The organism is Mesorhizobium sp. WSM4823 (genome assembly GCF_055811195.1).
Genome location: NZ_JBVVQL010000002.1, coordinates 509384 through 522330 on the forward strand (window position 1 = coordinate 509384; position 12947 = coordinate 522330).

Here is a 12947-nt window from a genome sequence, read left to right on the forward strand (position 1 = left end):
TCCGGCAGTCGTACTAGGTTGTACGTTTTCTGTTCTAGTCTCGACGGCCTAGTTAAAAGGTTGTAGCCTATGTCTATGAACTCGCATTCGCGCAGGACGATTTCGTACCCGCCAGGCAGATTGCTAACTCATATAGCCTCCGCGTCGGTACTAATTGCTACCCTAATATTCGAAACAAAAGCCTCGGTATATGTCGGAGGAGGTTCGAGTTTTTTAGAGTTTATTCCAGCTATTATTATTATTTCTTATCTCGAAGATCGCGGGCCTGCACTTGCCGCGACGATTCTGATGGTGGCAGCCGGCCTATGGGTACGGGGCGCCCTGCACGGTCAGATCTCCAGCGAAGATTGGGCGCGCGCCATCCTGCTTCTGGTTTCGGGTGCAGTGATTGCCATGACCTTCAATCGGCTGCGGCAGGATTTGCGTGATGTACTGGAAGTAGCGGAAGCGAGACTTGCTGCCGTCGAAGCAACCGAAAGCCGCTACCGTTGGGCCTTCGAACGCGCCGCTATGGGATTTGCAAACACCAACGAGCAAGGTGAGTTGCTGCAATCCAACAGACGTCTTTGTGAGATGATAGGTTACAAGGAGGAGGAGCTTGCGCATTTGCGGCTCAGGGCACTCGTCCATCCGGCCGACCGCGATGCCTTGGCACGGTTATTGGCGGGCCTGGGGAACGACAGTGCTCCGTTCGCTTCGGAGGTCCGTCTGACACGAAAGGACGGTACGGCATTCTGGGCTCGGCTAACCTTGTCTTCGTCAGTGCCCGACGGGGTTCTCTCAGAAAGTATCTTCGTGGTGGTCGACGATATTTCGGAACGACGGGCTGTACACGAAGCGCTTCGGGCTCAGAAGGAGTGGCTGGATCTCGCCTTGTCTGCTGGACGCCTGGCCACGTGGCGGATCGACCTCAAAGACGGGATCGTCACCGGCTCGGGCACGTTCTGGGACATTCTCGGCCTGCCCCCCGCCGCCAGCCGCCGCCTCGATGAGCTGACAGCCGTCATTCATCCAGTGGACTGGCCAAAGCTGTTGGCATCGAGGAAGCTCGCATCGGTCACGAACTACGACGTCGAGATCCGCGTCCGACGACCGGACGGACATATCCGCTGGGTTGCCTTACGCGGAAGGGAAGAGAAGTACGATGATCGTCTACAGCGGATCGGAGTGGCCGCCGACCTGACCGAGCGACGACAAACCACCCTGTTGCGCGCCGCGGCAAAGAAGCGGGAGCGCATTATGCTGGAACAACGACACAGGTTCAGCAATCTGTTCCCAGTGATCACTGCGCTCGTGAACATGGTCGATGCTCCAGAGAACAATGTCGCCAAGTACAAGGAGACGCTCATCGACCGGATCCGTGCGCTCGAGGCAACGCATTTGCTGCTTTCACGCAACGGCAACGCAACGGGGATGCTCCATGATCTCGTTGTCCTGGAGCTGCAGCCTTATATGGGAACCCGCGACATATCGGTCAGCGGTCCCTCCGTCGTGATATCAGGCGGCGCCGCTGAAAGCTTTGCGATGGTTGTTCACGAGCTGACGACCAATTCCTTGAAACATGGGGCGCTTGGCGATCCCAAGGGCCGGATCGAGGTAAGCTGGACATTCGCATCGGAAGATCCGGGCAGTGACGTCGTGTTCGAGTGGGTGGAATCGGGGCGGCGGCAGACCGCAAGAGTCGTCCGTCATGGTTTCGGGTCCATGATAATCGGGGTGGATGGGGCGCCGCTTGTCGGTCACTCCCCCAAGCTGGAAATATCGGATCACGGGCTGCGATATTCGCTACGACTGTCACGCAAGGAAATCGGCGCCTAACGCATCGTGCTTCCAGAAATCGGAACCGATTTTGGAAGCACGAAGCGTAATTCCAGAGTTTGTTTAGAGCGCCGTTTGCGTATCCAGAAGGGCGCGCACGACGCTCTAATTGATATTGTTGATATTGCCCGTTAGCCAGGTCTTCAGCATAACGGCAGCCTCTGTCCGATTCCGCACCCCAAGCTCGCGCAGAACCGCAGCGGCATGGATTTTCGTTGTCGCTTCGGCAATTTCGAGATCGCGCGCGATTTCCTTGTTGGAATACCCTTCCGCCATCAGCTTCAGGACCTCCTTTTGCCTCGAGGTCAGCCTGCCAAGGTTGCCGGTATTGGTACGTCGCTGTGGGATTTGCTCGGCGGGAGCAGGCGCGTGGGTCGCTAGCGCCGCACCCGGGCGCGACAGAAGGGCAGGGACATAGATGCGGCCCGAGAGGATTTCGTTGACGGCCATGACGACCTCCTCGTCCCTTTGCGACTTTACGATATAGCCGTGAAGTCCGATCGATAGAGCCGTGAGGATCTCGGAGCGTGAATCGTTTCCGGAAACGATCGCAAATCGGGTGTCGGGATAAGCCGACAGAATGCCACCGAGCACTTCCTGATTGAACAATCCCGGCATGTTCAGGTCCAGGATCGCAAGATCAACGGACGCCTGTTCGGCCAACAGACTAAGTACGGCATCGAAACACGATGCCTCAAATATCTCTACACCTGGAATGCCTGCGGTCAGTGCCAACCGCAGGCCACGACGATACAAGCCGTGATCGTCGGCGATGACGATTCGATACATTGAACTACCCCAACGAAACCTGGAACCATTGAACGGTGATGGCCTTAAGATCATGGCCGACCACTCGTCGATTTATCCAGTCAACACCTGCTGTGCCCCAACACGGCAAGCGTCAGATTGCTAATATAACCCCAAATAACCGGAAACGCTCCTCTTATTTTGAGCCCTGCGATCGGAATCCGCTGACTTGCCGAATATCCGTTCTCAACCGCCGAGACCCGTGTCCAACAGCGCGCTTCGATGCCGATATCTCGCAATCGCCGGGTTGTTGTAGGTCGTTCCGGCAATTGATGGACACTTGGCTCACTGCAAGCACTCATTCGGGTTTTTGTCGGTCTCATGGCCACAGCTGATCGGCCAAGAACTGTTCGCTGAACCCCGCTCCGAACCTGCCTTTGCGACAGGCGTCAGCCTTCGTCGATCAGCACGGCCATTGAACACCATAATGTCTAGATCGCTACCATTCGAATGCACGACGACATCAACCCCGGCGGCCACATACCATCCAGATGCAATGTCCGGATAAGGGCCGACGGGAATCCCATCGGTCTTTGTAAGAGAACAAGAAAGTGACTTTCGGATGCTGCGGCCGTGACGACAGCGCTCAGGCCGAGTGAACATGGGGAGAATTCAGATGAAAGCAGTGATTCAATGTGGCGGAATGGGCACACGCCTTCGCCCCTTCACATCGGTCTTGCCGAAGCCGCTCATGCCGATTGGTGCCCGGCCGGTTCTCGAGATGCTTCTGAAGTGGCTGCGCCGCAATGGTATCCAGGAGGTCTACATCACAACCGGATATCTCGGCCACTTGATCCGCACAGTGTGCGGAGATGGCTCGCAGTGGAACCTGAAAATTCGATATACGCAAGAGATGGAGCCGCTCGGCACCATCGGCCCGCTCTCGTTGATCAGAGATGAGCTGACGGAACCGTTCATAGTTCTCAATGGCGATGTCCTCACCGATTTGAGCCTCAGTCGATTTGTGGCTGCCCATCGCAAGCATACCGACCCGGTAACGATCGCCACAGCCTGCCGCCTGATCAAGATGGACTTCGGCGTCATCGACGAAGTCGATAACACCGTTCAGGTCTTTCGCGAGAAGCCGACGCTTTCGCACCTTGTCAGCATGGGAATCTACTGCATGAATCCAGACGTTCTGCCGTTTATTCCATCCGGCATTCCCTTCGGGTTCGACGACCTGATGCTGCAGATGATGCAGAACGGAACAGCCGTCCATGTATACAAGCATGATGGTCTCTGGCTCGATATCGGGCGCGTCGACGACTTCCAGAACGCACAAGCCATTTCCTGGGAAGACCAGTCGGCCTCGATCGAGGTCACTGCCACGGCCGCATGACGAGATCACGAAGCCAATCCCGTAGTCTAACAGTCTAGGAGGTTATGATGCTCTTGGTCAGTGCCCCAATTTTGGGTGTGCCGGAGAAGGCAGCTTTGTCCAAGGTCGTCGATAGCGGATGGCTGACGATGGGAGAGCAGGTGAAGGCCTTTGAAGAGGCTTTTGCCGCCATGCATGGCGCGGATGATTGCGTCGCGGTCAGTTCTTGTACCGCAGCGCTTCATCTCATTTTGCATGCACTCGGTATCGGACCAGGCGACGAAGTGCTGGTCCCGTCGATGACTTTCGTCGCGACCGCAAACGCGGTCCTCTACGTCGGTGCCACTCCGGTCTTTGTCGACATCGAGTCCGCCGACGTGCCGCTGATGTCGATCGTGGAAGCCGAAGCGCGATGCACGGCGCGCACCAAAGCGGTCATTCTCGTACATTTTGCCGGCTACCTTCCCAATCGGGAAGAATGGCAGAAATTCGCCCGCTCCCGGGGGCTGCAGATCATCGAGGATGCCGCGCATGCGCCCGGCTTGAAGGAAGTGGGTACATATGGTGCCGCGGCCGCCTTCAGCTTTTATGGCAACAAGAATATGACCACGGCGGAAGGTGGAGCCGTGATCGCCCGAGATCGCAAGCTGCTTGAGACGATCCGTCAGGCCCGTGGTCACGGCATGACCACGGGGACACATCAGAGGCTGAACAGTCGCACGCCGCAGTATGATGTTACCATGCTCGGATTCAACTATCGCATGGATGAAATGCGGGCTGCCATCGGATTGGTCCAGCTGCAGAACTTGCAGGAGTGGAACGAGATCAGGCGCATACTGGTTATACTGTATCGACGTCTCATCGCAAAACATTGTCCGGCCGTAACAGTCCCGTTCCACGAGCCGCGGACGTCGGCTTATCATATCATGCCAGTCCTTTTGCCGCGTTATGCCGACAGGCAAGACGTCATCGACGAGTTGCGCAGGCAAGGAATACAAACCACCATCCACTATCCGCCGGTGCACCAAATGACGCTCTATCGCGAGCTTTTTCCCGGCACCCATTTGCCGCGGACAGAAGACTTTGCCCAGCGTGAGCTCACGGTGCCGCTGCATCCCCAAATCACCGCGCCTGTGGTCGAATCGGTGGCGGTTGCGCTTGCCACTGCGATCAACAGCTGCGCCCAAGCAGGAACAGCAGCATGAATGCCTTGGATTTATCCATGCATCGACCCATTGTCTCGAGCGCCGCCCATGGCTTCGCGAGACGGGCAATTGATCTCATCGTCGCTACGGCAGCCGTCATCGTCTTCGCTCCGCTGATGATCGTGATCGCCCTGGCGCTCTTACTGGAAGGCGGCCGGCCTGTCTTCTTTGCGCAGACCCGCGTGGGTGCTGGTGGGCGGCCATTCCGCATGTACAAGTTCCGCAAATTCGCCGTGCGATGCGACGCCGGCGGCCTGGCGCTGACCATGGCCGGCGACAGTCGTATGACGACGATAGGGCGGTTTCTTGCACTCACCAAGTTCGACGAGCTTCCGCAACTGTGGAATGTCTTAAGAGGCGACATGGCAATTGTCGGACCGCGACCGGAGAGCCTTGTCTTCGCCGATTGTTTCCGCGGCGGCTTTGAGGCCGTCCTGCAATACAAGCCGGGCTTGCTGGGTCCGGCCCAGGTTCTCTTCCGGCATGAAGCCCATTTTTATCCGCGATCCGAGGATCCGCTACTTTTCTACCGTGAGGTTCTGTTCCCTGCCAAGGCCAGGCTTGACCTTGCCTATTATCCGCAGCGAACCGTCGCCTCCGATATCGTTTGGATGGTGCGCGGTTTTCTGGCGGTCATCGGCCTGGTTTCACCGCCGCCGATCGGCCCGGTCACGCCGCCGATCGGCATGTGAGAGCAGCTCGGGCATGGCCGCGCTCTGTTGGATTTGCAAGGTCAGCGCTTCACGTTATAGGGGGAACGCACAGTCATGAATTACAGGGGCAGGAAAGTTCTGGTTACGGGCGCCGATGGGTTCATCGGGTCGCATCTCACCGAAGCGCTCGTCCGTAACGGGGCGGATGTGACGGCGTTGGCCCTCTACAATTCCTTCGACAGTCATGGCTGGCTCGATGATTTGCCGGACACCATTCGAAGCCAGCTGAATCTTGTCCGCGGCGACGTTCGCGACAGTGCGTTCCTGAACCGGATCGTGCGTGGCCAGGCCGTCGTGTTTCATCTCGCCGCACTCATTGCGATTCCCTATTCATATGCGGCCGCCCAGTCCTATGTGGAGACCAACATACTGGGCACGGTGAATGTTCTCGAAGCGGCGCGCCAATGGGAGACCGAGCGTGTGGTGCACACTTCGACCAGCGAGGTTTATGGCACCGCCCTGACGATGCCAATCGATGAATCCCATCCACTGCAGGGCCAGTCACCATATTCGGCATCCAAGATCGGCGCAGACATGATGGCGGAGTCCTTCGCCAGGTCGTTCGACACCCCCGTGGTCATCATGAGGCCGTTCAATACGTATGGCCCACGTCAGAGTGAACGGGCCATCGTACCGACCATCATAAGGCAAGTCCTCGACAAGAATTGCCCGGCGATCATGGTCGGGGACACAAGCCCGATCCGCGACCTCACCTTTGTGGAAGACACTGCCGCGGCGTTCCTGACCGCAGGTTCGGCCGAGCTTGAATTTGGTCGCCCCTACAATGCCGGGAGCCAACGCGCTGTGACGATCTCGGACATTTTGGATCTGGTGCTCGAGCTGAGCCGCACCAAAAAGCCCGTCCATCGCGACGAACGCCGCCTGCGGCCGCAGAATTCCGAGGTCCGTGCCCTATTGGCCGATTCTTCGCGCCTCGAGAGCAAGACCGGGTGGCGGGCACAGACCAGTCTGCGTGAAGGGTTGGAGCGAACCATCGGATGGTGGGAGGCGCGCCTCAGTGAAGGCCGTGTCCGACACGAAATGAGCTATATGACATGACCTTTCACCAACGTGCATTGGCTCCGCTGTTGATTGCCGCTGCCATGTCGTTGGGTCTGCCTACGGCCGGAGGTCAGCAAAGCAGCGCGTCGGCCCAGTTTACCGCGCCGGTGGCGATGGATTTGCCCGATTATTTGCGCCCAGCGATAGACCCCGCGTTTGGGACAGTCTTCACCCGCATTACCAAGCCAGGAGTTCTTGGCAATGGGATTGCATGCGGAAAAAAATATTGCAGCCACCGTTACTCGAGCGCCCAAGCCTGGAATGCAGACCAAAGCCTGCTCGTCATCACCAACGGCTGCAATGGTATGTGCTTCTTCGACGGGCAAACGTATGTCCCGCTGTTTCGCCGCAATAGATCGGGCGAATGTGAATGGCACCCGCGAAATGCCGACTTGATGATCTGCGTCCAGGATCGGAAGATCTCGACCTGGGCGCCTCGGACCAATCGCGAAGATGTGCTGTTTGTCGGGACAAATTATAACGAGCTGAGGTTCGGGCCGTCCAAAGGCAATCCAAGCCGTGATGGTGATCGCATAGCGGTGCGCGCAATCCGTGCGGATGGCGCGATGGTCGTTTTTGCATACGATCTCAACCAGCGGCGGAAATTCCCGGACATCGATCTGGCTCAGCTTGCCGGAAGCAACAGCGCCTGCTCGATCTCCCCCCTCGGAACGAATATCCTTTGCTTTCAAAACCTGTCGGACGGCACTGAACAAAGAGGCATTTTCGCCGTTGATGGCACGTTGCGCCAAAGGTGGACGGAGCACCATCGACCCGGTCACGGCGATCTGACAATCGATGAGGATGGCAGCGAAGTCTATGTAGGCATCAGCAAAGCCGATCCCGACAAATATCAGGTGATCAAGCGGAGGCTCTCTGACGGGAAGGTCACCTCGATTATGAAGTTCGGCGAGGCCGAGCATGCATCGCTGCGTGCACTGGACAGGTCCAGTTGGGTGTTCCTCAGTTATGGCGGCAATCCTGACGAGATAGCAGCCAATCCGGACTGGGCGCCGTATGCGCGAGAAGTGATCGCGCTGCGCATCGACGGTGGAGAGGTTCGGCGTATCGTGCAAACGCGGAACGCTCCGTTCGACTATTGGAGCGAGACCCATGCTTCGCCTTCGCCAGACGGCTCACAGGTGATCTGGTCGAGTAACTGGGGCGTGCCTGGCGGGCCGGTGCACGAATTCGTCGCCCGTCTCGATTGGGCTGAAGAATCAGGATCGAAGCAGAAGGAGATTGTCGCCAATGACCCTCATTAATCGAATCCTTCTTGCCGCGCTTGGTATGTTGTCTGCCGTGGGTATGGCGGCCGCAGCGGAGACGCGGGTCGCTTATCGACTTTCCGCCGGCGACACCGTCGAGATAGGAATTGCCTCCATCCCCGAACGAACGCAACGTGCCACGGTCCAGATGGACGGCACGATCGCGCTTCCCGAAGTCGGGATGGTTTCGGTCGGCGGTCTGACGCCAGCCGAATTGCAGACGCGGATGGAGACGATCTTGCCAACCAAGATCTTCCACCAGCGCCTGCCTGATGGGCGAGAGCAAATGATCGTCATCAAGCCGAGCGACGTGACCGCAGTGATAGCAGACTATCGCCCGATCTACGTGACCGGCGACGTGCTCACTCCCGGGCAGCAGGCCTACCGGCCGCTCATGACGGTGCGGCAGGCGATTGCGGTGTCTGGCGGTTTCAGCCTGTTGCGGTCGCGGGCGAACCAGGTCGGCCCCGATCCGGTGGATCTGCGGCGCGACTATGAATCGCTTTGGGGAGAATACACCAGAGATCACTTTCATAGCGCCCGCCTTCGCTCCGAACTCCAGAACGAGGCGAAATTCGACATGCAGGCACCAAAAGGGTCACCCCTATCGACCGCTTTTGTGTCGGCGATCGCCCAGGCTGAAGCAGAAGGGCTCAAGATTTCCGTGGACAACTTCCAGCAGGAGCAAAACTACCTCGAAAAAAGCGCCAAGGATGCTGCAGCGCAAATCGAAGTCCTGCTCAAGCGCGAACAGGCCGAAGTGGAAGCCGTGAAAGCGGACGAGGACGATCTGGCACGGGTAACAAAAGCACATAAAGCAGGCAATCTGACCAACGACAGGCTCGCCGATGTCCGGCGTGGTGTGCTTCTGTCGTCCAGCCGCGCGCTCGAAACGTCGGTCGAACTCATGACAACACGACGCCAGCAGGACGATTTCGTCAGGCAGCATGAGCGCAATAACAACCTGAGAAGGATCGGTCTCTTGACCGAGCTGAAGGATACCAACGTGCGCCTTGCCGATACCACCGCAAGACTTCGCGCCGCCAGCCAGAAGTTGCAGCCCACGGGAGCGTCCGCCCAGCCGCTGCCGGTTGCCGGCGAGACCATCCAGGCTCAGATCACAATCGTCCGCAAGGTCGGTGAGGAATGGCGCAAACAGTCTGCCGGAGAGGACACCGAGGTGGCACCGGGAGATACGATCGAGGTAAGGTTCAGCAGTGCGCTTGAAAGTGCAGCGGTCCAATAGACCGCCTGCACCTTCGTCCTGTCCGGATCGTCGATTGCGTCACTGTTTGAAGGCTCTGGAAACCTGGTCGGTGAAGGGTTTCAGCAAATAGGACCAGACATTGCGCTCGTCGGTACTTATGTGAACTTCGGCGGGCATGCCGGGTTTGAGTATTTTCGCTCCTGTCAGGCAGGTCGCCGCATTTTCGACGTTGATGCGCGTCGAAAAGTACGAAAGCTGACGTTGCTGGTCTTTAATCAGATCTGCAGACATGCGTTTGACCGAACCCTGGCAAACAGGTGTCGTTCCTACATCGAAGGCCGGAAAGCGGATTGAAACCCGCTGCCCAGGCCGTACGTCATCGATACGCTCTGGAGAAACGAGCGCGTCCACAACCAGGTTGTCGGCATCGGGCACAATCATCATGAGCACTTCTCCGGGGGCAATCACGCCTCCGATGGTGTGGATGGAAGATTCTTGTACAGTTCCTGACTGTGGCGCGCGGATATCTGTCCTGGCGAGTTCGTCTTCCGCCACGACTTTGCGCTCATTGAGTTCGGTCTGCTTGGCTTCCGTTTCGCGAAGTTCGCTCGTTACCTCGCTCCGCATTTGCTCGTCGAGCTGAAGCACCTGAAGGTCGGTCTCACTGATGCGAGCTTGGACCTCCGCGATTGCCGCGACGAGGCGTCCCGACTCGCCGCGAGTCCGGCTCTTCTCCAAGCTGACAGTGCTCAGCCTCTCCTTGGAGACCAACTTCTTTGCGTAGAGAGATTCGACGTCAGCAAGGTTCTGCGTCAGCAGATCCAGCGACTCGTCCATTGCCGCCTGCTGTGCTTTGAGGCCATCGATCTGACGCTCCAATTGCTTCGAGCGGCTTTGCAATTGTGCCTTCTGGCCAGCCAATGCCGCCGCCCGGCTTTCGAACACGGCGCGTTCGCCACGGACAAGTGCCGCCAGTTGCGGGTCGCCCATCTGGGCCCGAACGCTGGGTGGGAGTTGCATTTCCGGCAGGCCCTGCCGCTCGGCCTCCAGTCGCGCCAGACGAATGGTGGCGCGATCGAGATCCTCGCTGACTATCTGCAGGTTTGCTCGCGTCAACGTGTCGTTCAGCCTGACTAAGACGTCGCCGGCACGCACATGATCCCCGTCCTGGGCGAAGATGCCGCCGACGGTGCCGCCGGTTTGATGCTGGACTTTCTTTATGTTGCTTTCGACCACCACGGTGGCGGGCGCAATCACCGCGCCTGCAATCTTGGTCAACCCCAGCCAGAGCCCTCCGCCGAAGATCAACAGGAAGGTGGTCACCAGGCCCAGGAGCAGATTGGCCCTGATACCATCCGGCTCGTCGGTTGGATTCGTCGGGATCAGTTCGCTTTCGCTGACCGCGGCATATGATGACACGGTCCCGGTAGAGCAATACCTCACATATGCCTGCCTGCACCTTTCCACGGCGGAACGACAATGTGCGGCCAGACCCAAGAGCAGATTGGTCCGGATGCCATTCGGCTCTGGCTTTGCCCCAGCCGATTGGCTTTCGCCACCGACCGCAGCATATGACGACATGGTCATGTTAGACACTGGCGATCCCTCACGCATGCCCGCTTGCCCCTTGCTGCAGCGGGACGACAGTATTTGGCCGCGGGAAGGGCCGGATCACATTTGCCAGAACGTCTTCGCGCGAGCCAAAGGAATGGAGCATGCCATTCGACAAGACGAGTACCTGATCGATGTTGACGAGAGCTGACGGACGATGCGCAACGACGATTGCGATGCCGCCGCGTTGGCGCACCGCCAGGATTGCCCCGGCCAGGGCAACGTCGCCGTCGGCATCCAGATTGGAATTTGGTTCGTCGAGAACGACAAGGAATGGATCGCCATAAAGTGCTCTGGCGAGCCCGACCAGCTGCCTCTGGCCAGCCGACAGGGCCGCTCCGCCTTCGCCGACGCGCGTTTGAAAACCTTCCGGCAGCCGCATGATCATCTTGTCCACGCCCGCAGCCCTGGCGGCTGCCAGCACGCCTTTGGCATCGCTCTTGCCGCCGAACCTTGAAATGTTGTCTGCGATCGTTCCGTCGAAGAGCTCAACGTCCTGGGGCAGATAGCCGATATGAGCGCCGAGCAGCTCCGAATTCCATTGATCGAGCGAGGCGCCGTCCAACCTTACCGTTCCGCGAAGCGGCTTCCAGGCCCCGACCAAAGCACGCACGAGCGTCGTTTTGCCGGAGCCGCTCGGGCCGACGATCGCCAACCCCGCGCCACTCGACAAGCGAAAGCTTACATTGACGAGCGTTGGTCTCTGCAGGCTTGGTGGCGCGACCGTCAGTTCCTCGACGACAAGCTGTGTCTGCGGGCGCGGCAGTTCCATAGGGTCGTTCTGGCTGCCGAAAGCGTCCAGCGCTGCCGCCAGATCGGAATAGCTTCGCCGGGTGGCCAGAAACCCTCTCCAGTTTGCGATCGCCACGTCGACCGGCGCCAATGAGCGGCCCAGCAATATGGACGATGCGATGATCACGCCGGGCGAAGCCTCGCCGCCGATCACGAGATACGCGCCCAGCCCCAGTACGGACGATTGCAGCGCCATTCGGAGTGTTTTCGACAATGAACTCGCTGCGCCGACGACATCGGAGAGCTGTTCCTGGTTCTTGAGATAAAGATGACTGATCTCGTTCCAGCGCCGACCGAGCTGGGCGGAAAGACCCATCGCCTGGACAACTTCAGCGTTGCGGCGGCCGGAATCGGCAAGAAGCCGCTGTGCGACGAGCGTTTCAGACGCACGCGCGGCGGGCTTGCGGGCAACGACTTCCGCGACGACCGTCAAAAGTACGACAGCAGCCGCGCCAAGCGTTGCCAGCACACCAAGCGAAGGGTGCAGCAGATAGATGACCACCATGTAAAACGGTATCCAGGGAGCGTCGAAGACGACTGTTGGCCCCAGTCCGGAAAGAAAGCCGCGCAGCTGATCCAGATCGCGAAGCGGCTGCACCCGGTTCGCATCCTGCCCTGCAGTGAGCGGCAAGGAAAGCGAGGCAGCGAACGCCTTTTGCTGAAGATTTCTATGCAGGCGGCTGCCGATGCGGACCAACAGGCGAAGCCGGACGAAATCGAGAAGCCCGTAGACCGCGTAGAGGCCCAGCATCCCGATCGTAAATCCGACAAGGGTCGGCACGCTCTGCGAAGGCAGCACGCGATCGTAGATCTGGAGCATGTAGACGGAGCCGGTCAAGGCGAGAACGTTTATCACTGCCGAGAAAACGCCGACGCCAACCAGTCCGTGCATTGAACCGAACATAGCAGAACGTAGATCGGGCGAGCGCCCTTGCGTAGACTTCATGATCTGCGGTCTTTCGCGCGGAGAAGCCGCGCAATCTTATTGGTAACGATGATGGGTAAATCCTCTTGCCTTGCGGAAAGCGGTTGCGTTCCGTTAGCTACTGAAACATTACGAGTTGCTCACGTATGTGCCATTTGATCAAAATGTAGCAAAATCGTGGCGCAGGTCAGAGAATTCGGGAATTGGTCGCGCGAGGCTGG

General features: G+C 58.6%; 10 protein-coding genes. 7 read left to right on the plus strand and 3 right to left on the minus strand.

Going from position 1 to position 12947, the window contains the following annotated elements; translation table 11 throughout:
* Positions 1-75 precede the first annotated feature (75 nt).
* Positions 76-1818, plus strand: a complete 1743-nt coding sequence (locus tag AC0L26_RS07320; protein ID WP_473631937.1) for a PAS domain S-box protein — start codon at positions 76-78, stop codon at positions 1816-1818.
* Between the two features lie 105 nt (positions 1819-1923).
* Here AC0L26_RS07320 and AC0L26_RS07325 read toward each other — a convergent pair whose 3' ends face one another.
* Positions 1924-2607: a response regulator transcription factor gene (locus AC0L26_RS07325; RefSeq protein WP_352929994.1), complete on the minus strand. Its 684-nt coding sequence runs from the start codon at positions 2605-2607 to the stop codon at positions 1924-1926.
* A gap of 634 nt (positions 2608-3241) precedes the next feature.
* On the opposite strand from AC0L26_RS07325, the gene AC0L26_RS07330 reads away from it, so the two are divergent.
* From AC0L26_RS07330 to AC0L26_RS07355, 6 genes are all read left to right on the plus strand, one after another.
* The gene (locus AC0L26_RS07330; protein ID WP_352930743.1) at positions 3242-3964 is read left to right on the plus strand and encodes a nucleotidyltransferase family protein; all 723 of its coding nucleotides are present in this window, start codon (positions 3242-3244) and stop codon (positions 3962-3964) included.
* 47 nt (positions 3965-4011) lie between these two features.
* The gene (locus AC0L26_RS07335) at positions 4012-5148 is read left to right on the plus strand and encodes a DegT/DnrJ/EryC1/StrS family aminotransferase (RefSeq protein ID WP_352930745.1); all 1137 of its coding nucleotides are present in this window, start codon (positions 4012-4014) and stop codon (positions 5146-5148) included.
* Positions 5145-5840, plus strand: a complete 696-nt coding sequence (locus tag AC0L26_RS07340) for a sugar transferase (protein ID WP_473631938.1) — start codon at positions 5145-5147, stop codon at positions 5838-5840. The genes AC0L26_RS07335 and AC0L26_RS07340 overlap by 4 nt, the downstream gene beginning before the upstream one ends.
* A gap of 75 nt (positions 5841-5915) precedes the next feature.
* Positions 5916-6920 (plus strand): SDR family NAD(P)-dependent oxidoreductase, encoded by a 1005-nt coding sequence (locus AC0L26_RS07345; protein ID WP_473631939.1) that lies wholly within the window; start codon positions 5916-5918, stop codon positions 6918-6920.
* Positions 6917-8188, plus strand: a complete 1272-nt coding sequence (locus AC0L26_RS07350) for a hypothetical protein (RefSeq protein WP_473631940.1) — start codon at positions 6917-6919, stop codon at positions 8186-8188. Before AC0L26_RS07345 ends, AC0L26_RS07350 begins: the two co-directional genes overlap by 4 nt.
* The gene (locus AC0L26_RS07355; RefSeq protein WP_473631941.1) at positions 8175-9437 is read left to right on the plus strand and encodes a polysaccharide biosynthesis/export family protein; all 1263 of its coding nucleotides are present in this window, start codon (positions 8175-8177) and stop codon (positions 9435-9437) included. The genes AC0L26_RS07350 and AC0L26_RS07355 overlap by 14 nt, the downstream gene beginning before the upstream one ends.
* Before the next feature lie 39 nt (positions 9438-9476).
* Here the strand turns inward: AC0L26_RS07355 and AC0L26_RS07360 are convergent, their stop codons facing one another.
* Positions 9477-10817: an HlyD family type I secretion periplasmic adaptor subunit gene (locus tag AC0L26_RS07360; protein WP_473631942.1), complete on the minus strand. Its 1341-nt coding sequence runs from the start codon at positions 10815-10817 to the stop codon at positions 9477-9479.
* A gap of 187 nt (positions 10818-11004) precedes the next feature.
* The gene (locus AC0L26_RS07365) at positions 11005-12747 is read right to left on the minus strand and encodes a type I secretion system permease/ATPase (RefSeq protein ID WP_473631943.1); all 1743 of its coding nucleotides are present in this window, start codon (positions 12745-12747) and stop codon (positions 11005-11007) included.
* Positions 12748-12947 lie beyond the last annotated feature (200 nt).

What these genes read in the sequence shown, in the direction of transcription:
- AC0L26_RS07365 (WP_473631943.1), bottom strand. Translation starts at nt 12,747, where the DNA reads ATGAAGTCTACGCAAGGGCGCTCGCCCGATCTACGTTCTGCTATGTTC.
- AC0L26_RS07325 (WP_352929994.1), bottom strand. Translation starts at nt 2,607, where the DNA reads ATGTATCGAATCGTCATCGCCGACGATCACGGCTTGTATCGTCGTGGC.
- AC0L26_RS07350 (WP_473631940.1), top strand. Translation starts at nt 6,917, where the DNA reads ATGACCTTTCACCAACGTGCATTGGCTCCGCTGTTGATTGCCGCTGCC.
- AC0L26_RS07340 (WP_473631938.1), top strand. Translation starts at nt 5,145, where the DNA reads ATGAATGCCTTGGATTTATCCATGCATCGACCCATTGTCTCGAGCGCC.
- AC0L26_RS07335 (WP_352930745.1), top strand. Translation starts at nt 4,012, where the DNA reads ATGCTCTTGGTCAGTGCCCCAATTTTGGGTGTGCCGGAGAAGGCAGCT.
- AC0L26_RS07320 (WP_473631937.1), top strand. Translation starts at nt 76, where the DNA reads ATGAACTCGCATTCGCGCAGGACGATTTCGTACCCGCCAGGCAGATTG.
- AC0L26_RS07330 (WP_352930743.1), top strand. Translation starts at nt 3,242, where the DNA reads ATGAAAGCAGTGATTCAATGTGGCGGAATGGGCACACGCCTTCGCCCC.
- AC0L26_RS07355 (WP_473631941.1), top strand. Translation starts at nt 8,175, where the DNA reads ATGACCCTCATTAATCGAATCCTTCTTGCCGCGCTTGGTATGTTGTCT.
- AC0L26_RS07345 (WP_473631939.1), top strand. Translation starts at nt 5,916, where the DNA reads ATGAATTACAGGGGCAGGAAAGTTCTGGTTACGGGCGCCGATGGGTTC.